The organism is Nitrosomonas sp. Nm166 (assembly GCF_900112825.1).
Taxonomy (GTDB): domain Bacteria; phylum Pseudomonadota; class Gammaproteobacteria; order Burkholderiales; family Nitrosomonadaceae; genus Nitrosomonas.
Map to the genome: position 1 here is coordinate 1 of NZ_FONE01000053.1, position 18,183 is coordinate 18,183.

The following is an 18,183-nucleotide window of genomic DNA, read 5'->3' on the forward strand; positions in this document are numbered from 1 at the left end:
CTCTTGGTCGAGATAGAAGATTCTCAATGACCTTCGTATAGGTCAAACCACTGCGAGTCCCCCGGCAAAGCCGGGGGCTTACCTCACTGAGTTATTTGCTTATTCTTTATTTAATAGATAAGAATTATTCTGATAAGTGCTGATTAGTTAGCTGATTGGCAGTTGACTGCTAATCACTGATTTGATCAAGTGAAGCTTGAAATTTTGACAGATGTCATATTATTTAATTAATAGCTTGAGTATTACTATTGTTTCCTTTTGGAAATTACTCATCGTGCTGGCTACGTATCACTATCAAAGGAGAATAAAAAATGAAACGAGTGCATATATTAATCATGACTTTTGTTTTTATTTTCGCGATTGCTCCAGTCACCTTTGCGAGCACTACAAGTACGAATTCTGTGCAAATTTTCCGCACCGGCTGGGAGCCAATCGAATTGACTGGTTTGAACAACTGTAATGGAGAGCTTTTTTCCTTAACTGGTGTTGTTCAATCTCAGCTAGTGTTGGTGGAAGATGGTTCCGGTGGATTCCATTTACAAAATTCAATCCGCATCCGCGGCACTGCCGTGGGTTTGGTCACCGGCGCCAAGTATATCGATGCTGGGGAAGGTGGGACATTCATAGAGCATCTTTCTGCTTTTAATGGAACATATGTTAGTAACTTTCAATCTGGTGGTGTAATTATCTCGTTAGACAGGGAAGTGCCGGATCTGCGTTATACCGCTGATGGACACCTCACACTCGATGCTAACGGCAACCTGAAATCATCTTTCGACAATTTTAAGATTAGTTGTTGATAAAATGTGAAATCGGAGAAATGTATATAAAAACGCCTGAGTATTCAGGCGTTTTTTATTTAGTAATATGATGTTATATTTAGTAGCACTACTGAAAAGTCCCATTTCTTTTTAGCCTATTTGATTTTTTCTATTACATTCTAATTTACTATATAGTTTTTACTGGTATATTCCCATTTTTCGATATCGTCTCTTGTTACTAGAATTTCTCCGAATAAATTCCTATTATTGCGGTACATGCCAGACTTTGAAAAACTTCTTAAAAAACTAGATGATCTAACCACTAGCGCAAACACATCATGCAATGAATTCACCAATCTCCTGATAGCTCTAGGATTTCAAATTGAAAACTGCGGAAGTGCCGGTCATAAAATCGCAAGACACCCAGCCGTATCTTTAATTGAGTATCCTAACTATAATTGTGGTCATAATAAGGGTGAAGCTGTTAAACGTCCGTATATTAAAAAGCTATACAAATTTGTAAAGCAACACGAAGAAGTTATTAAGGAGTACCTACAATGAAATTTGATCCAGAAGCTTATACGATCACGATTCGGAAAGAAGAAATCGACGATGAAATTTTATATGTTGGTAGGGTAGCTGAATTTCCCAACATCAGCGTATTTGAAGAAGATTTCGAAACTGCTAGGAATCTGGTTATTGACGCAATCAAGACACTCAAAAATATTGCTGATGAAACACACTCAGAATTTCCACATCCATATCTCGCCACATCCAATGAATTTCGTGAGCGTGCTTCATCTTTTAGTTAAAGTTTAAGAAAAAGTCCTTTGTAAAATAAGCCCAAACCGGCTCTCAAGTACCAGTTGACGCCTATAGAAATCAGCTTTAACCTCAAGCTTATTAAGCTCTTCATTTCTCCTTTCTAACTCTTTCTTCAGCAAATCAATTTCTTGCTGCAAGCTATTAATCTGCTGGCATTTCCAGAATAAGGCTCTGATTTCATGTGGTGCAAAACCATTTCTCCACTCAGGTGAGGGGGGTGTGTCATTTTGAAGCATCAAAAGAAAGAAGAAAAAGGCAGTAAGTATTTATTAATAAAATAATTTTAGAAAATCAAACTGAAATTTAGGTTTGAAACATTTTGTCAAAAAATAGGACAAAAGTCAGAAGAAATGAAACAAAAATGCGACGAAAATGAGTCGCTTTTGATAAAAAAATGGTTTTTAGGAAATGAAGTCAACTTTTAATGACATGGGAAGCAAAAACATTAAAAAATTGCTTAGTGCCAAATAATCCGAAAATAATGATCAAATATCATTTCTAGAGTTACTCAGCGGCTCCGCTGATATAGCGACAGTATCCTCTATCAATTTGTGATCAACCTTTCCACTTGCTTTAAAAGAACGGTAAAGTATCACAGCAACTCGTGCTTTCTTATGTGGTGAAAGCATGAAATTATTTTTCTGCTGACTTAATTCAATACTTTCAAGAATGTCGCAAAGCATTGTGCAGTCTACTTCAACAGAAGCTAAAAATTCTTTAGTTTGTGATTTTTTATTCAATAACTTAGAAACAGCTATTAAGATAAATTCTTCATACGCTAACACACGATCATCTGGTGATAAATTTCTATAGATATCATTTTCCATTGTTGTATCAACAGATTGTTTGACCGCTGAAAAATCTTCTTTAGTAAATTTGAGAAGCTTTGCAATCGCTCCCAAGATCTCAATCGCGTCGAACTCATCAATTCCAAGCTGACTACAATAGCCCTGTCCATGTTTTATATTGGTTAAAATATAACTAATATCTACCCCTAATTTTATTGCACGCTCCAAGTAGCTGATATCTGGCTCTCTTTCTCCTAATTCATAGCGTTTCTGACTACTAAGAGAAACTCCAACTTGCTTAGCGAAAGCTGCCTGACTTAGACCAAGCCTTTTTCTTTCCTGCACTAGCCTTTCGCCAATATTCATAAAAAATCCTTGACAAGGTTCCGATTGGATCTATATATTTGGTTCCATTTGGAACTATTTGTGTTTATTTTGATAATGAGGTGTTCATGAAAACACGAAACATACGCACACCGCAACAAGTACGCGATGATTTTATTCGCAAAGGGATCAGCATGGCTAGTTGGGCAAAAAATAATGGTTTTTCTCCTGTTACAGTTTTCCAGGTTCTGAATGGAACTAATGCAGGTACTCGAGGAGTTGGTCACAAAATTGCAGTAACTTTGGGCATTAAAGATGGGGAAATTATCGAGTAAAAACCCGCGATGCTTGAAACGAGTTATCGCGGGTTTTGCGCGGGATGTATCAAAACCAGCGATTAAGAGAAAAATAAATATAGAACAATGAGTAACATTGAGATAAAAAAAATATCATCTAAAAAAACTATCGCGGGTTTTGATGGGAATATTTGGCTCACTATTACCGAAGTTTCTTATCTAAACGGATTGAACGTAGCAACAATTCGTGAATCTTGTGCGGAACGAGAAGGCAGCTATAGAGGAGGGCGCTATATCTTCCGTAAAATAGGAAAACGTTATGAAATTCTCTTAACCAGCCTACCGGAATCTATTCAAGCCGAATACTGGCTTAAACACCACAAACCAGCTAATTCCACGCTACCAGTACTAAAACACAAACAAGAGAATCATCCTTTTGATGCAGAAGTATACGAAGCTATAGCAGACCAATACAGTCGAAAAGCCGCTGGAATTAAAGAAGAAGCACAGCGAAGGGTTTATATTCTTGATGAATACTTAAAATTACTGAAAGGCGGCTTTAAGAGGAAAAAAGCACTAGAAATCATTGAATCACACTATAAGGATATTTCCAGGGCCACATTATGGCGTTGGGAGCAACGCATAGCAAAACACCCGCGCCAGTATTGGGAAGTTATGCTTGCCCCTGATCATAAAGGTCGCTCCCGTACAGAAATTCATCCTGATGCATGGTTTTTTTTCCGTAGAGAGTATGGACAACTATCTGAACCGGACGCAACGGCCATCTATCGTGAAACGGTCAAAGCTGCTGTCCAGAATGGCTGGGGTGAATTACCTAGTTGCAGAACATTCTTAAGACGTTGGGAAGATGATGTGCCCGAGAATGAAAAAATACTGTTACGTAAGGGCAGAACCGCATTAAAAGAAAGCCTGCCGCACCTCAAACGAGATTACACAACGCGTGCAGTTCATGAGGTATGGGAATCCGATGGTCGTAAAGCGGACGTATTCTGTTTATGGCCAGACGGCACAATAGATCGCCCTTGGTGCGTTGTTATTCGGGATATCAGAACACGCATGCCGCTTGCAATTAAGGTATACAGAACCACCAATGCGGAATTAGTCATTGACGCATTTCGTAATGCGGTATTGTTGACGGGAACAATACCGACATATTTTCATATTGATAATGGCCCTGAATATTCTAACAATCCATTCACTGGTGGGCAAAAAAGCCCTTTTCGCTATACTGTAATAAAAAATCAACCTATCGGAGTACTCACCCGCTTAGGTGTTGAGCCATTATGGGCGACACCTTATCACGGTGCGGCAAAAGCTATTGAATCATGGTGGAATGTGATTGCAAAAATGTTGATAAGCTATGTGGAGCTGCTTATACAGGTTCCAATCCTGTAAAGCGGCCGGAAAATTGTGACAAGAAATATGCCATACCAATTGAAGAATACACGAAGCGCTTATCCGCTTGTATAGTTGCATGGGCAAAAGGTGAGTTTGGCAAACATCGAGGGCAGGGCATGAATGGAATGTCACCATTTGAGCTATACAATCATTTGATGCAAAACTATACCAAAAGACCCGCATCAGTAGAGCATATACGCGCAATGCGTCCTCTGGTATTGCGCCGCGTACTAAGCAAACAGCAAGTTTTTCAACTAACAATCCCAGGCTTTGGACAGGTTGAATATATGCCGGAAGATAATTCCGAAGTTAAACGCGGCTATTCCTACGATATTCTTCCCGATCCGTCCGATCCCAAAGAACCAGCGTTAATTTATGACGGCGCTATCTACATGGGAGAAGCTGCTTATAAAGCTCATATACCGCATAATGATAAAATAGCCGGTGGTGAGATATTGAAAAAGCGCTCTTTCGAATTGAAAAAGGCAAGTGCTTCTGGCAGAGCCGTAAAAGAGCGCATCAATAAAACAGAGTCACTGCCTGTTCTAACAAATGAAGGATTGTCGGATTTGTTGCAATCAAATCTGATGGATATATTAAAGCTGCCTAAGGCATTGCCAATAGAGCAAGAAAACATCATTCATATTCAGGAAGACGGCAGTATCCTGAATACAGAAACAGGTGAATTAATAAAGCCAGTGGAGCGACCAGTTATCCCGGACAACAATATCAATAGTGAAATTGAGGAACTCGAACGCAAGCGCCGGGAAAAAGAAGATAAACGCTTTGCAGATTGGAAGCCAGAACGAGCGGGGCGAATCATTCAGGCGGCAACCTGAATGATTCAGATACGACACTTAATTCTACTTATAAGGAGCGGAAATGTTAGAGCAAAATATTACGGAAGGCAAGAGAGAGCAAGGCAATCAAGCTATCTCGGATAATGAGTTGGATGCAATAAGAAGATGCGAACCACAAGCGCAAAATCATGCACCCTATGATATAGCCCGGTATGAAAGGCTTAATCATCGCCTGGCTGATGAATTGTCACAAAATAACAATACGCTTCAGAAAATTGCAAACATTACAAAGCCAAAAGATTTCAATGACAGGGGATATATAAATTTATGGTATGACCGCCTGGTTGAGTGGTCGAAGAGCAGCGAGAATATGCGTCTTCCAAGTCGTTATACGGGAGAGCCGTCGCTTGCTGAACAAATTGAAACGGCACTGGAAAAATTGTTTATCGACCTCGATGCTGAACGGGCACTCAGAAAGAATAATCCCGGGTTTGTAGAAACCAGTGTTTTTCGCAGCATTGTCGCAGGATTCCAGATGTCGCGAGAATTATGCAGGATAGTTGAAATCTCCACCCCGCCCGGTAGCGGTAAGACTACGGCAGCCAAGCATTATTTGTCGCAATGCCAAAAGGCGGAAGGTTTTGATTGCCCTGTCTGGATGATAACCTTAAGTGAATGCAATATCAGCAACAGATTGATTACATGGGAAATCATTAAAGCGATAGAAGGGGATAGCGGCATGTTTGAAAACGGCAACCCTGACAGGGCATCGGAATATGGAATGAATGAGCGGATAGCGCAATTGTGCAGTAGTAAGTTGCATGGTTTACTGATTATCGACGAAGCGCAGCATATCGGACAATTTCACGGTAATGTACGGCCGCATGGTTTGAATATCATCAATTCGTTGCGCAATTTTTGTGATCGCGGTTTGTTTGGCATCGCATTGTTAAGCAATGGTGAAGTGTACGATCGTACCAAGAAAAGCCGCAACAGCATCCAATTATCCAGCCGCATATTGCCTATAAAAGCAAAAAAGCCGACAGAAAACGATATTGATCTGATCATGTCGACCTGGGGTGTTTCAGGAAAATCAGAGCGCGAAATATCCTTAAAACTGGGTACGGGGGACGGTGGTTTACGTACGCTTACCGATGCTTATCGTTTGGCTTTGCATAAGTATGATGAGATTACCTATACCAGTATAAGTATGGCATTGAAAGGTTGATCATGCGGACAAATGGTTTGAAACAATCTAAACAAACAGCTCACTCAAAATTGTTAGCGATGGTGCATATTGCCGCACAACATCTTGATCTTGAACACGGCAGTTTTGAATATCGCGCCTGGCTGGAAAAGCTGACCGGAAAATCCAGTTGCAAGGATTTGACTGATAAACAATTAAATGACCTGGTCAACCAGTTAAAGCAACAAGGCTACCTTGAACGCAAAATCACAGGCAATGCACCGAACCGGCCGACACAAGTTCAATGGCGAAAAATGGAAACGCTTGCTCGTCAACTGGGATTGGGCAATGCCACGACTTCGCAGTTTGCAACTTTCGTCAAGCGTGTTACAAAATTAGAAAGTCCGCGTTTCCTTACCCGAAAATCTATCTCGGATGTCATTGTCGGGTTGGAAAAATGGCAGGAATACAAGAAGCTGCAAAATGAGCATCATGACAAAGATAAACATGCCCCAAGAACACCGTTAAACGCGCGTTAATTTCGCATGAAAATAACAATTAATAGAAAGGATATACGAAAACTATTTAACGCGATATAAAGCGTTTTTGGCGTTTTTAACGCAGAGTTCAGAAATTTACTTTGACGCGCTCATTAGGGCGAGTCGAAGTGATTAAAAGCCGCGGTCAACACCGCGCCGGGTTTGACAGCCCGAATACAGGCGGATAAGCTGCTTAAATGCCTTTTTTATCCGTAACTAACAGCAGTAAGCCAGTTTCTGGCGGGCTGTGGGGGGAGCTTTATGCTCGCCGGTTCCTGTATCCGGTCTGTCAACCTGCACAGTTCCGCCTCCCTATTTGACAGTGGGGTAGCGGAAGGTTTAAACGCTAATACAGGAGTATACCATGCAACAAAACCATATCCCCGTTCCGTTCCGGAGCAATATTTTCACTTTTGAATACCATGGGCAAGCGGAAGAAATACAATTTAAAGGAAGCCGCTATGCCAACTAAAACAAAACAAGATCCAGAGATTCAAGTAATTCTCGCAGCTATCCCAGCTCTGAAAGACGGCCGCTGGCTGATCAGCTTTGATCATGAGGGCAAAATACATACAAAGCCGGTGCCGCCCGATGCTTGCGTGATGACCAAAAAAGAGATGCTGGAAGCGATCAATAAAGGCATGGTACTGGATACCAACATGCTCGCAGAATTTGCAATCGCTACCGTTAATAACCTTAAATCGCGATGCGATTACGTCAACAGCCTGCGGCCGGTGAATGAAGTCTAACGAATGGCGGGACAATGCATCAGTTAATCCGCCCATTCTAAAAGATATGGAAGTAAGTCAAAGTAGGGTATAGAATATTTTTAACGGGTGAGCTGTGGAAATTTCGGAGTCCACAGACTTGGGTGTTAAGCACCGATGGATGGAGGGACGTCCGGCCTCCCGCCCGTTGCAGTTTTGAGCGAATCTGGTTGTTTCCAATGGGAACGGTTGATTGCGATTACGCCATCATGATCCGGTTCGAATCCGGCGCCGGTTTTGCTCTTCTTTTATGCGGGTGAGCTGTAGAAATTTTCGGAGTCTACAGAAACGTTTCCATGATTCGTTGATGGAGGGACGTCCGGCCTCCCACCCGCTTCTCAATCAATTTCAATTCATATTCCTGAATCTTTAGGGCGGACATCTTTCCGCCTTAACTCCACTCATACAGCTTGGCATTATGCAGAGGGTTAGTTAACAATGTAAAACGTACACACGGCACTAAGAAAGACACTGGCAAACCTTACGATATGTACATTATTACTGTCAGCCTTCCAGTTCAGAACATTTCACAAGGAACTTATAACCAAGAAGGCTACGGCACTGACCCTGCAACCATGGAATTAGATCCAGCAATATTTCATCACTTCAAAAACCTCAAAGATCCTACCTATCTTGACCTGACCATTGAGCAGGTTCTTCACTTTGGTGAAATCAAAAATATGGTGGTTGGAGTTTCAAATGTTCAACCTCAGCAAGCTCCAAAAGTTGCTTAATCGGATAGTAACACTAGTCCGTTCATTCCCAATTTGGGAAAAATTGATATCAAATTGATACCCGGTTAAGGACATGGCCAATGAAATCTTTATCGATTGGATCACCATTTCTCAGTTACATACGACTGACGAACAACTCCCAGTCTATTGCAACGGAGTCATCGTCAATTATGACGCCATCGGCAATGCGCGCCATGAAAGAGTTTGCCCCGCGTCTTTTCCGGGATCATTTGAAACAAGTATCAGGCTTAAAAGTGACGGTAAGCATGTATCACTCTCAGGAAACGTCGGCAGGTTTTCTCGCAAAGACAATCTGTTCAACCTGGGATGGCAACAAACCCTTGAAAAAGCTAATCGAATTTGCCTGGCTCGAGGCTTACCAGCTTTTACTCCCGGAAGAATGGAGTCTTCAGCGCATATCACAGAATCATTGGGTGCGCGAGTATCTCGTCTGGACATCACCTGTAATTTTGCGACGGGTTCAGAATCACAAGCCAGAGCACTTATCCGATGGCTTGCCAATCGATCTGTATCCAGAATGAAGAAAGGCCGGGCAGGGGATGAGTCAGTCTGGTGGGTCAATACCCGCCACATGCTCAAAGCCTACATTAAGCACATTGAAATGTTAAAGCACGGGTGCGCTGAAGATGATCCTGCTTATATCTGGTGCAAAGAACAAGGAGTAGTGCGCGTGGAAATCGAACTTAAAAAACGCTTGCTGTTTGATGAAGGCTTGAATCGGCTGGAAAACATCACGGATGAGAAGCTCATCAAGGTATTTCACGATGAAACGGAAATTTTCAATCGCGTGGATCGCAGTGACGAGCCGGACATTCTAGATGCTATTCCACCTAAAAGCCGTGTTTATGCCTCTGCATGGTTGGCAGGGCAAGACCTTAGAAATCTGTTGAGTAACGGTACGTTATACCGGCACGCAAAAATACTCAGAGAGTACGGCATTGACATTCTCGAACCGCGCAATGTCGAGCAATTCCCTGTGAAAGTACAGATTGTTGAACTTAAGCCCTTGGCCAAGCCTTCCTGGTACAGCCTGGAAGACGATCATCCACACTTAAAAGTAGTAGGTGAATAAATGAACCAAATAACAGGTTACGACTTACTTTCAGAAAACCATAAGCGCGAATTCAACCGTCTAAAAGCGCTACAAACTGAGCAAATCAAACTTTCTGCAACAGGCTCTAGGAAAAGAGTATTTACCAGACAACATCAAGTAATGATGAACAAGTACTTTGAAATGATGGGTTATTTATTTCAAACCAGAAAACTATCTTAAAGGAGCAATCAACATGAGAGCAATCACTAACCTTACCTTATTTCTTGGTTCCATGTTTCTATCAGGTGCATTCGTGTTTATCTGGGGCATGTATTTCTAGATTTCAGCCTATACGCTCGCTGGGGCGTATGGGGTGCAATTTCGCACCGTTTCACTAACTGTTAAGGAGTATTAATTATGTATCTCGTATCAAAAATGCAAGCTTATGTGGTTTTCCTGCTGTCCTTGATGCTTGGCTGGCTGATGCAGCAAGCGTTAATGATTGCTAACTACATTAACCAGCTTCGCCTGATGTTCAAGGCAAAGCTGGCCTTGCTTGTGACTTTTGCTGCTTTTGTTGTAACAAATTTCTTTGCTTCAGTCGCTCACGCAGCTGTACCCGCATCAGTAACTACTGGCATTGGCGATGCTGTTGCTGACGTTGGTGCCATCGGTGCTTTAGTGATGGGCGTGATTGTCGCGATTGTAGCATTCGTTTGGTTAAAACGTGTTCTGAGCGGCAAGTAAGCATCATGGGCTACCGTTACAAAAATCTGTGCCTTGACACTGTCGAGCAATTGCATGAAGTCATCGCGGCAGATTGTCCAGTAATTACAATTGACGGTAGCTCATCAATCAAATGCACTCCAACAGCAACAGAAATATTACTGACTGTTGAAGCTATCCCAACCACTGGCACAACCAACCAGCAAACTTACATACCTGAACAAATAGCCTGCGATACAGCGCCAGTAATTGCTGATGTCATCGAATTAAGCTGGCTTGTGGTCGGCGTATGGGTTGCAGCCTGGACAGCTAAGAAATTATCAGACGTTCTCAAAGGAAGGCCATGATCACACTCTACGAAATAGCAGTCTTTATCGCGATTATAGGTGGCGTATGGATATTACTGCGAAGCTAAAACACCTGGTGTTTTACCTGTTGTTTTTTCTATTTCTAATGCCATCTGAATCTTTTTCTCAATCCGCACCTGTGGGCTCTGTTGACTTGGCCGGCTGGATAAAAGGCACTGATGGAACCTATTCAAAAGCATTTCCAGACAACACCAGCACCAGAACAGCCGTAAACAATATTCTAACCAGCTCACAACAAGCGTTAGTACAAACATCAAAAGGCATCCAAACATTTGATATAGACAGATCTTCTACAGCTGATATTGCAAGATTTGGAAAGGTTGTAAGGGGATTAGCTGTTGTAGCTGGTCCGGTTGGTATGGGTGTAACTGCCGCTGCGCTGGTTTGTGAACTGACAACCATTTGCAATCAGGCTGGTCAGTGGATGATGGGAGCCACCGATCCTTACCCTACATTACCCAATACATACCCTTTAAGTGATGGAAGCTGGACAGGCTGGAATAATGTTAGCTTTCCTAATCCTACATCTGGTTGTTCTTATCAACCAAGGCTTGATGCCAATGTTGCACAGGGTGCGGTATTCCATCACATTGAACAGATAGATGCGGCTAATTATAGATGTTATGCCACCCATCCAAGCTACGGCTCCACTGTTTTCTATGCGTCCAATACATCTAAATTAACAGGCTGTGCATCCCAATATACGCTAAACACCTCAACATCCACCTGTGAAAAAACCGGATTGACACAGCCACACGTTGCAACATCATCAGATTGGGACGCTAAGCAACCGCTCTTAAATGATGTTCGTTTCATGGGCGAGCTCATGGACAAGTTAGCTGATATACCGATTGGCTTACCGACCATGACCAATACGCCAAAGAAGGTCATATCAGAAGATACCACAGTAACCAAAGATCAGAATGGCAACGCAACAGGAAGCAAAGTAACCACCACTGAAGCTGAAATAGTCGACGCTGCAACCGCTGAAAGTCCGGGGCGTGTCATCGTCAAGGAAAAAACCACTGTCAGCAATTACGACATCAACAATACGCTCATCAATAGCACTACATCCACCAGCTACACTAATCAGCCACCACCAGACAAGCCATCCGAACCGATCACCATATCATTTGATGATGTTCCGGATTCTGACATTGAACAGGAAGAAGTAGATGCCGATCTTGAAACGCCTGAATCGTGGGGTGATGGTTTTTGTCCTGCAGATGAAACAATTAACTATCACTATGGAACGCTAACCTTTGATTTTCAGCCAACTTGTGATTTTGCGATTGAAGTTAAACCAGTTCTTCTTTTCATAGCTGCAATATCAGCCATGTTCATTATTTCAGGAGTAAAGGTTGAATGAATATCTTAGCACCATTAGGCGAATTCCTTGACCGTGTAATAGGCCCATTAGCCAAGCGTGTTTTATCTTCGCTTGGCCTCGGTTATCTCAGCTATCAAGCGGTAACTTTAATCATGGAACAAGCCATTCAATTTGCCAAAGAACACTATTTAGGGCTTCCGAGTGCGGTACTCGGCCTTGCAGGTTTAGCAGGAATCGGGGAAGGCTTAGGAATCATATCCGCAGCCATGCTTTTTCGCGTTGGATTCAATGCACAACGTAAAGTGATAGGGGTTCTAAACAAATGAGTATCACATTGATTACAGCGGTACCAGGCGCCGGAAAAACCATTTATGCAGTCTGGAACATCCTTAAGCCTGCGGTAGAAGCAGGCAGAACCATTTACACGGCTGCAATACCGGAACTCAAGCTTCCGACCATTCGCAAAGGCTATAAAGACATCCGTAAGTGGCACGAGCGCGAATATATAGAAATCGCCAACGAATACCAGCAAGATCTTCCAGAAGATGAGATACCTAGCAAGCTTTTAAATTTTCAGGAAGGCTCTCTTATAGTAATAGATGAAGTTCAAAACCTATGGCCTTCTGGCGGCAGCAAAGAACCGTCAGAAGATATTACTTACTTAACCAAGCACCGTCATCACGGCCTTGAAATTGTGCTGATTACGCAAGCTCCTCAACTAGTCCATCAAAAAGTGCTCGCAGTCGTCGATAAGCATTTGCATATTCGTAAAAGCTGGTTTGGCAGACAAATATTCGAGTGGCCTGAATACTGCTCAACCACACGCGCAGTCAGTAGTCGCATGAGCGCAGTCAGAAACAATTACAAGTTGCCTAAGCAAGCCTATGGTCTTTACCGATCTGCATCGATGCACGTCACGCAAAAAATGACGGTTCCCATCTTCGCTTACCTGATACCGCTCATTATCGTATTCGTTGGCTACTTTGCCTATAAGAGCTATCACTCAGTGATGGATAGGGCAAAGCCTAATCAAGAAACTACTTTAATTGCGGAAGAAAAAGCTTTAGAAAAAACTTTAACACCAGAAAAAGCACCACAAACACCGCAGCCAGCACAGCCTGTTCATGTTCCACAGCCTGTAAGGACGATTAATTATGTTGTATCTGATCAAGTCGATTGGTCGAAGGTTGGCGGCTGTTTATCCAATGAAACACAATGTATCTGTTACGGCCACAATGCAGAGCGTTTAGTCGTACCTAATGAAACTTGCCGAATAGGTGCTAAGCATGGCTGGCCTGGAAAACAATCATAAGGGGAAATTATGGTTAATAAGCAATTAAGTCCTGAATTAAAACTATCACTTGAACAAGCTTTAAAGTATGGATTTGATCACTTTGTTGCTACTGATAGGCGTACTTCACATGGTAAACCGCGCGTTATTTTGCTTTATCACAGTTCACTAACTGAATGTTCCAGATTCATTACTAATTCTGATCTAAGAGGATCATTAACTATTCACTGTACAGCAGTTGCTTTAAATAGCCCTTCCTATTATTTACGTTCTTGCTAAGTGTTATTGATGAAAGTTATTAAGGATATTTGCATATACGTTTATGCTTTTGTATTTGTTGGTACTTGTTCCCTTTTACGTGCTTTCCGTTTGATGTCTCGTAAGCGTTTTGAAAAGCTGGTATTTGGCATTGACAGGAATAACTAGGACTAGCAGGGAATCTTACAGAGGCTCAAAATTTCGCGCAGCGAAATAGTTTACGGTTTGAGGGCGGTAATGTTCCCGTCGCGGGTCACAACAGTTTTATAGCTTTAATATGGCATTTCATCATGACCCCTATCCGTATTGCTAGACGATTTATATTTCTCGCGCATGGCATTTGTGCGTTCAACGTAACGTTCCATTCGATGATCAGATATGCCAAGAACATTTACTATGCCCTTTTTTTTGCGTAGAGGAAAGTCCCCCTTGCTGATTGCGATGACATCAGGGATAGCGTTCAAGCACCTTTCGTTAGCTGAATCAGCGAAGCCTAGCAGTTTCGGGGGCAGAATCGGTATTATGTCGAGTTCGTTAAACGTGTGGTACGGCTGCGGAAGGAGGGACTTGGCACTGGTGTCACCGTAGCGCGGCATTCCGAAGGAATAGCAACAGGTAGCGGAAGGAATGCGAAGATGCCGATAATGACCGAAAGAAGGAAATTTCGATTGATCAAGCCTTGCATAGAAATCGAGTCTTGCATAGAAGATTGCTGCCATCGCCCCACCGAGGGAGTGGCCAGTAATGTACACGGGCACGTTCAGATCTTTGTTGATTTTCTGGATGCATTCGATGACTTCATCAAAGCACTCAATGACAGCATCAAAGAAGCCTCGATGAAGACGAACAGACTGTCCGAATTCTAATGGGTACCGTATTTTTCTAATGTCCAGGTCAGCCTTGAAGTCGGCAAATGACAACGTGGTGCCACGGAAGGACACAAAGATCACGCTTCTGAGGTGAGAGATTATGATGAGTACTCGATCTCGGACGATCACCTCGATCTCGGGGATCTCCAAGTCCTTGACAAAATCTTTCGCTGAAGCGTGACGCTGCTCGGTTTCCCAACGTGAGATGTGGGCCTGATAACGGTCGCATGGGATCAGCTTCGCGCGTTTCGATTTCTTGAGCTCAAACTGAGGCACCTCCTCGTATGCGACAGCGGCAAATGCTGCTGCCACGAAGGCCTTTTGCCAGTTAAACTGATCGTCTTCCCAGTCAATGGTGCTTACAAGGCGTCGTGCTTCGTGGTAGAAGTCCATGATGTCTCCCAATGGTTGCATGTGATACCTAACTCAAGTACACGGGAAAGAATGGTAGCATGAAATTTTTATTACTCTGACTCTACCATACTGCTAAGCGGGTTTATATTTTTTATTGCCTGCCGTTGGAGGCTATTTTTGCCTAATATGACTGGAAAACTTTATAGTCTTTATTGGTTCATCCGCTACTACAGGCGTAATAGGCCTGTGAAGCGTCGATATTATCGGTATGTTGCAAAGGAAAAGAAGCGACTCATTGCACTGGGTGCTGATGCGGAAGAAATTCGGTTATTATGCCGACATCTAGCTAATCCTAGGAATGAGCGAACTGAAGCTAGATTAGAAGCTTATAGAAAGACTTTGAAAGCTAGTTAATTCTCTTCCTCAGTTAGATCTTGTATAGTAATAAGGTCATCCGGTGTGAATAAACTTAAGATTAAGAATCTGATCCCGAAATGAAATTAGAAACCAATTATCTACTAGTTGGCTTTTCCAATTTTTAAAATTTATTTTGTTATGTTTAATTCTAAAAATCAATATGATAGAACCTCCAAGAAATCCTTTACCTAGTCAATTACCCCCGAATAATTTGCTTCCTCCATTTTTAATATTTATTTTGTTACTGGGACTTATAGCATACTTAATATATAGGCTCTTTTTTTCATAACGATGAAAAAAGCACCGTGGCATGAGAGCCAAGGATGGATTCCGTGGTTAATATTGCTCACTATATTCTTGCTTATGGCGGTAGGTATTAAGGAAGGTTGGTTCGCGTACATCGATTTTAAATCTCACAAGGATGAGATTGATGGAATAACTAAGATACTGAGTTCGCTTGTACTTCTTGTCGGGGGGATTCTAGCTTATCTTAGATTTTTTAAAGGCAGGACACTGAGACCAAAATTAAACATTTTGCCATCGAGCGGATTTATAACATTAGAAAACGATAATCTTCATTGGATTGATGTCAAAATAGAAAACTGCGGCTCAGTTTCAATTTGGAATCATGAGATAATAATATATGCTACGTTTCATACTCCCGAGCCATATTGTATGCAAGTAAAAGATTACATGCCAGAAATTACTGAGGTAAAAAATCGTGAGCATCTTATTGATGTCGGCGAAACCTCACATGAACATGCCTTCGTAAAAGTTCCAGCAAACGTTTCTGCAATAACCTATCAGATTTTAATCAAAGACCATAAAGGGACTATCTGGGTTCAGTGTATCACTGTAAGCAACCGAGAATCTAAAGACTAACTTTTTAATTCTTTAAGCGAAAACTATGTCGGCCTAAAATGACTATTTGATGCCTTCTATTTGAAGGCACCTTATTCCTTTTAAATTTTTTCCAAATAATTAACTAAAGGATTAAAAACTTCTGATTCAAGAGGAACAATATTTGGATTATGTTTCCACAAATTCGTAACTGGTATGTCTGGATTTTTTTCACATTTTATCGATATATATGAACGTAATTTAAATTTATCACGTTTTTGAGGTGACCAACTTTTTACTCCGGCACAATCGACAAAAGTATTTATGCAATCCTCGAATTCTGAAAATTTAGACATTGCAGCACGCCAACATAATGTTTCCATTGCTCCCGTAGACTCATCATATGGCAATGTCACAATTGCAACTGAAAGGCCGTTTTTTGAAGTCGAAAGTGAATTTAGACAATTTGGCACAGGATATCTTTCATTTCCAGTAGGGTGTTCTTTAGTTTCAGTTAGGATTCTTTTAAATTTTTCGAATTTTTTATTGGAATCATTATCAGCATCAACTACTATAATAATTTTTTCTATTACATTGAAATTCCTAATAATAGGGAGTGCATCTAAAAACTGTTTAATTGCATCTTCACCCTCTAAATTGCTATCACTATCTCCAGGATAAAAAATATCGAATCCTTGGATATTCCTTTTTTGCAACAAATTTCTAAAAAAAGCTTTATCTGATTTACCTTCTACTATTAGAAGTTTTTTATTACTTACATGTATGGGCATAGAATAAACTTAGCGAACATCGATTTGTTGGATCATAGCTTCTATTAATGCTTCTCCAGAATGAACTTTAAAACCTGGTTTATCGTTCAATGCTTGAATAAGTCTAAAATCAGAAGCTCTCACAGAATTTGAGGCGCAATCACTGGCAGCTTGGAGACACTCCCACGAATGGGTAGAAGCGAAAATTTGCACATTAAATTTAGTAGAAAATTCAAAAAGTAACTCCCATATTGATGGAAGGCGATCAAAATAAAATCCGTTCTCTATCTCATCAATACAAATTACTCCTCCCTCCTGAATTGCTATCCCTAATAGAATACCAATTAATTTGTTAACACCTGAAGATACTAAATTTAGTGGTATTTTTTCGTTAATACCTTCAACAGAAGCAAAAATTGCTGGAGCTCCACTCCAAATTTCCACCGACAATCCTGAAATAAAAGGAAACTCCGATTTAAGAGCTTCGACAATAATATGCTCTTTATTATGGATACTTAATTGGGAAAAATAATGAGCGTGTTCTTCTGGAGGAATTACATTTGCTGATGTATAAAAGCTAGTAGGCAAGGATAATTCATCAAGGCTTATAGCAACATTTGGCTCTGCTATTGATAATGATAACTTTATTTCAATACTATCTTGACGAATTTCAGGTTCTGCAGATATTGATGATTTGCCTAAAGGAAAATTCCATTTAAAACGGATTGGAACTAATGCAGATGTTATATTATCCTTTGATAAATCTTTTCCGGACAGCTCAAGTATTAATGGCTTGTCACGCTGGTAAGCAATAGATAAGTTTCTACAAAATTCTGGCAATGATCCATTAATTGATATTTCAATTGTTTTAGTTTGATCGAAATCATAAAAAAGGTCTTTCCATAATTCTTCATATGAGACTTTATTTTGAGAAATAGACCGAGTTTCCAAACCACGAAACTTCTTTATTCTGAGAGCAAGTTCAGGGTTGATTCCAGACGCTAAGAATATAGCTTCCATTAATGCAGTTTTACCCGAACTATTAGGCCCAACAATTATATTTATCCGACCTAGGCCATTTAATGTCAAGGATTCAAAACATCTGTAATTTTTAATCTCGATCTTTTCGATCATATGATTACATCCTGTCGTTATGTAACTAAAGAAAAACGCCTGAGTAAATCAGGCGTAAGTTTTCCAAAATAAGAATATTATAACTATATCTTTTGAATTAATTATTAGATAGCTGAAATCCGCTAAAAAACCGATAAATAAAACTTAAAAATTTGTCAGATTTTCGTCTCAAATTAACTCGCCTACTTCTTTTATTTAACATAATACAAATTATTGGCAATTGCGCAGGAAACATCTTATTCCAATTACAGATAGAAACAGTAATAATATAAGCCTTTACCTTTGGTAGAGGTCATCATGGCACGGAAGGCAAGTGGAACGGAGCAACTTGAG

23 protein-coding genes are annotated in these 18,183 nt (G+C 41.0%); 18 read left to right on the top strand and 5 right to left on the bottom strand.

The features are described from left to right. The first annotated feature begins 311 nt into the window (after positions 1–311). From BM021_RS13060 to BM021_RS13070, 3 genes are all read left to right on the top strand, one after another. Positions 312–800: a hypothetical protein gene (locus tag BM021_RS13060; RefSeq protein WP_090721465.1), complete on the top strand. Its 489-nt coding sequence runs from the start codon at positions 312–314 to the stop codon at positions 798–800. Between the two features lie 237 nt (positions 801–1,037). Further along, complete coding sequence (locus BM021_RS13065; protein ID WP_090721466.1) at positions 1,038–1,322, top strand: hypothetical protein; 285 nt, start codon at positions 1,038–1,040, stop codon at positions 1,320–1,322. Further along, a complete protein-coding gene (locus tag BM021_RS13070; RefSeq protein ID WP_090721467.1) occupies positions 1,319–1,573 on the top strand; it encodes a hypothetical protein in 255 nt (84 codons plus the stop codon). Before BM021_RS13065 ends, BM021_RS13070 begins: the two co-directional genes overlap by 4 nt. A gap of 3 nt (positions 1,574–1,576) precedes the next feature. Here BM021_RS13070 and BM021_RS13075 read toward each other — a convergent pair whose 3' ends face one another. Together BM021_RS13075 and BM021_RS13080 are read right to left on the bottom strand one after the other, a co-directional pair. Then, on the bottom strand, positions 1,577–1,822 hold the full coding sequence (locus tag BM021_RS13075; RefSeq protein ID WP_256207920.1) for a hypothetical protein: 246 nt from the start codon (positions 1,820–1,822) through the stop codon (positions 1,577–1,579). A 249-nt stretch (positions 1,823–2,071) separates the two neighbouring features. Further along, on the bottom strand, positions 2,072–2,740 hold the full coding sequence (locus tag BM021_RS13080) for a helix-turn-helix domain-containing protein (RefSeq protein ID WP_090721468.1): 669 nt from the start codon (positions 2,738–2,740) through the stop codon (positions 2,072–2,074). 86 nt (positions 2,741–2,826) lie between these two features. Here BM021_RS13080 and BM021_RS13085 point away from each other — a divergent pair, with 86 nt between their 5' ends. The 14 genes from BM021_RS13085 (at position 2,827) to BM021_RS13150 (ending at position 13,229) form a co-directional block, all read left to right on the top strand. Continuing rightward, positions 2,827–3,033, top strand: coding sequence for a DNA-binding protein (locus BM021_RS13085; RefSeq protein ID WP_090721469.1), 207 nt, complete (start codon positions 2,827–2,829; stop codon positions 3,031–3,033). Positions 3,034–3,120: 87 nt separating this feature from the next. Further along, a complete protein-coding gene (locus tag BM021_RS13090) occupies positions 3,121–4,410 on the top strand; it encodes a DNA-binding domain-containing protein (protein WP_090721470.1) in 1,290 nt (429 codons plus the stop codon). A gap of 155 nt (positions 4,411–4,565) precedes the next feature. Further along, a complete protein-coding gene (locus BM021_RS15335; RefSeq protein WP_177186378.1) occupies positions 4,566–5,252 on the top strand; it encodes a hypothetical protein in 687 nt (228 codons plus the stop codon). A 43-nt stretch (positions 5,253–5,295) separates the two neighbouring features. Beyond that, positions 5,296–6,441 carry an AAA family ATPase gene (locus tag BM021_RS13100; protein WP_090721472.1) on the top strand — a complete coding sequence of 382 codons (1,146 nt, stop codon included), beginning with the start codon at positions 5,296–5,298 and terminating at the stop codon, positions 6,439–6,441. A 2-nt stretch (positions 6,442–6,443) separates the two neighbouring features. Continuing rightward, positions 6,444–6,938, top strand: a complete 495-nt coding sequence (locus tag BM021_RS13105; RefSeq protein WP_090721473.1) for a regulatory protein GemA — start codon at positions 6,444–6,446, stop codon at positions 6,936–6,938. Between the two features lie 461 nt (positions 6,939–7,399). After that, positions 7,400–7,687, top strand: a complete 288-nt coding sequence (locus BM021_RS13110; protein ID WP_090721474.1) for a hypothetical protein — start codon at positions 7,400–7,402, stop codon at positions 7,685–7,687. 506 nt (positions 7,688–8,193) lie between these two features. Then, positions 8,194–8,439, top strand: coding sequence for a hypothetical protein (locus tag BM021_RS13115; RefSeq protein WP_090721475.1), 246 nt, complete (start codon positions 8,194–8,196; stop codon positions 8,437–8,439). A gap of 73 nt (positions 8,440–8,512) precedes the next feature. Continuing rightward, positions 8,513–9,532, top strand: coding sequence for a phage/plasmid replication domain-containing protein (locus BM021_RS16245; RefSeq protein ID WP_256207921.1), 1,020 nt, complete (start codon positions 8,513–8,515; stop codon positions 9,530–9,532). Continuing rightward, a complete protein-coding gene (locus BM021_RS13125; RefSeq protein ID WP_090721476.1) occupies positions 9,533–9,733 on the top strand; it encodes a hypothetical protein in 201 nt (66 codons plus the stop codon). It abuts the gene before it with no gap. A 177-nt stretch (positions 9,734–9,910) separates the two neighbouring features. Further along, on the top strand, positions 9,911–10,240 hold the full coding sequence (locus BM021_RS13130; RefSeq protein WP_090721477.1) for a major capsid protein: 330 nt from the start codon (positions 9,911–9,913) through the stop codon (positions 10,238–10,240). Between the two features lie 5 nt (positions 10,241–10,245). After that, on the top strand, positions 10,246–10,566 hold the full coding sequence (locus tag BM021_RS13135; protein ID WP_090721478.1) for a hypothetical protein: 321 nt from the start codon (positions 10,246–10,248) through the stop codon (positions 10,564–10,566). A gap of 46 nt (positions 10,567–10,612) precedes the next feature. Then, the gene (locus BM021_RS13140; protein WP_090721479.1) at positions 10,613–11,956 is read left to right on the top strand and encodes a virulence factor TspB C-terminal domain-related protein; all 1,344 of its coding nucleotides are present in this window, start codon (positions 10,613–10,615) and stop codon (positions 11,954–11,956) included. Next, positions 11,953–12,243, top strand: a complete 291-nt coding sequence (locus tag BM021_RS13145; protein WP_090721480.1) for a DUF2523 domain-containing protein — start codon at positions 11,953–11,955, stop codon at positions 12,241–12,243. Before BM021_RS13140 ends, BM021_RS13145 begins: the two co-directional genes overlap by 4 nt. Further along, positions 12,240–13,229, top strand: coding sequence for a zonular occludens toxin family protein (locus BM021_RS13150; protein ID WP_090721481.1), 990 nt, complete (start codon positions 12,240–12,242; stop codon positions 13,227–13,229). Before BM021_RS13145 ends, BM021_RS13150 begins: the two co-directional genes overlap by 4 nt. 509 nt (positions 13,230–13,738) lie before the next feature. Here BM021_RS13150 and BM021_RS13155 read toward each other — a convergent pair. Continuing rightward, the gene (locus tag BM021_RS13155; RefSeq protein ID WP_177186380.1) at positions 13,739–14,728 is read right to left on the bottom strand and encodes a lipase family protein; all 990 of its coding nucleotides are present in this window, start codon (positions 14,726–14,728) and stop codon (positions 13,739–13,741) included. Positions 14,729–15,397: 669 nt separating this feature from the next. On the opposite strand from BM021_RS13155, the gene BM021_RS13160 reads away from it, so the two are divergent. Next, a complete protein-coding gene (locus BM021_RS13160) occupies positions 15,398–15,988 on the top strand; it encodes a hypothetical protein (protein ID WP_090721483.1) in 591 nt (196 codons plus the stop codon). 80 nt (positions 15,989–16,068) lie between these two features. Here the strand turns inward: BM021_RS13160 and BM021_RS13165 are convergent, their stop codons facing one another. Together BM021_RS13165 and BM021_RS13170 are read right to left on the bottom strand one after the other, a co-directional pair. Next, positions 16,069–16,737 carry a DUF3226 domain-containing protein gene (locus BM021_RS13165; protein ID WP_090721484.1) on the bottom strand — a complete coding sequence of 223 codons (669 nt, stop codon included), beginning with the start codon at positions 16,735–16,737 and terminating at the stop codon, positions 16,069–16,071. Positions 16,738–16,746: 9 nt separating this feature from the next. Then, entirely contained in the window at positions 16,747–17,850 is a 1,104-nt protein-coding gene (locus BM021_RS13170) for an AAA family ATPase (protein WP_177186381.1), read from the bottom strand. Positions 17,851–18,183 lie beyond the last annotated feature (333 nt).

Bases quoted from the DNA above. Each gene is read 5' to 3' on its own strand.
- BM021_RS13060 (WP_090721465.1), top strand. From the start codon at position 312: ATGAAACGAGTGCATATATTAATCATGACTTTTGTTTTTATTTTCGCG.
- BM021_RS13065 (WP_090721466.1), top strand. From the start codon at position 1,038: ATGCCAGACTTTGAAAAACTTCTTAAAAAACTAGATGATCTAACCACT.
- BM021_RS13070 (WP_090721467.1), top strand. From the start codon at position 1,319: ATGAAATTTGATCCAGAAGCTTATACGATCACGATTCGGAAAGAAGAA.
- BM021_RS13075 (WP_256207920.1), bottom strand. From the start codon at position 1,822: ATGCTTCAAAATGACACACCCCCCTCACCTGAGTGGAGAAATGGTTTT.
- BM021_RS13080 (WP_090721468.1), bottom strand. From the start codon at position 2,740: ATGAATATTGGCGAAAGGCTAGTGCAGGAAAGAAAAAGGCTTGGTCTA.
- BM021_RS13085 (WP_090721469.1), top strand. From the start codon at position 2,827: ATGAAAACACGAAACATACGCACACCGCAACAAGTACGCGATGATTTT.
- BM021_RS13090 (WP_090721470.1), top strand. From the start codon at position 3,121: ATGAGTAACATTGAGATAAAAAAAATATCATCTAAAAAAACTATCGCG.
- BM021_RS13100 (WP_090721472.1), top strand. From the start codon at position 5,296: ATGTTAGAGCAAAATATTACGGAAGGCAAGAGAGAGCAAGGCAATCAA.
- BM021_RS13105 (WP_090721473.1), top strand. From the start codon at position 6,444: ATGCGGACAAATGGTTTGAAACAATCTAAACAAACAGCTCACTCAAAA.
- BM021_RS13110 (WP_090721474.1), top strand. From the start codon at position 7,400: ATGCCAACTAAAACAAAACAAGATCCAGAGATTCAAGTAATTCTCGCA.
- BM021_RS13115 (WP_090721475.1), top strand. From the start codon at position 8,194: ATGTACATTATTACTGTCAGCCTTCCAGTTCAGAACATTTCACAAGGA.
- BM021_RS16245 (WP_256207921.1), top strand. From the start codon at position 8,513: ATGGCCAATGAAATCTTTATCGATTGGATCACCATTTCTCAGTTACAT.
- BM021_RS13125 (WP_090721476.1), top strand. From the start codon at position 9,533: ATGAACCAAATAACAGGTTACGACTTACTTTCAGAAAACCATAAGCGC.
- BM021_RS13130 (WP_090721477.1), top strand. From the start codon at position 9,911: ATGTATCTCGTATCAAAAATGCAAGCTTATGTGGTTTTCCTGCTGTCC.
- BM021_RS13135 (WP_090721478.1), top strand. From the start codon at position 10,246: ATGGGCTACCGTTACAAAAATCTGTGCCTTGACACTGTCGAGCAATTG.
- BM021_RS13140 (WP_090721479.1), top strand. From the start codon at position 10,613: ATGGATATTACTGCGAAGCTAAAACACCTGGTGTTTTACCTGTTGTTT.
- BM021_RS13145 (WP_090721480.1), top strand. From the start codon at position 11,953: ATGAATATCTTAGCACCATTAGGCGAATTCCTTGACCGTGTAATAGGC.
- BM021_RS13150 (WP_090721481.1), top strand. From the start codon at position 12,240: ATGAGTATCACATTGATTACAGCGGTACCAGGCGCCGGAAAAACCATT.
- BM021_RS13155 (WP_177186380.1), bottom strand. From the start codon at position 14,728: ATGGACTTCTACCACGAAGCACGACGCCTTGTAAGCACCATTGACTGG.
- BM021_RS13160 (WP_090721483.1), top strand. From the start codon at position 15,398: ATGAAAAAAGCACCGTGGCATGAGAGCCAAGGATGGATTCCGTGGTTA.
- BM021_RS13165 (WP_090721484.1), bottom strand. From the start codon at position 16,737: ATGCCCATACATGTAAGTAATAAAAAACTTCTAATAGTAGAAGGTAAA.
- BM021_RS13170 (WP_177186381.1), bottom strand. From the start codon at position 17,850: ATGATCGAAAAGATCGAGATTAAAAATTACAGATGTTTTGAATCCTTG.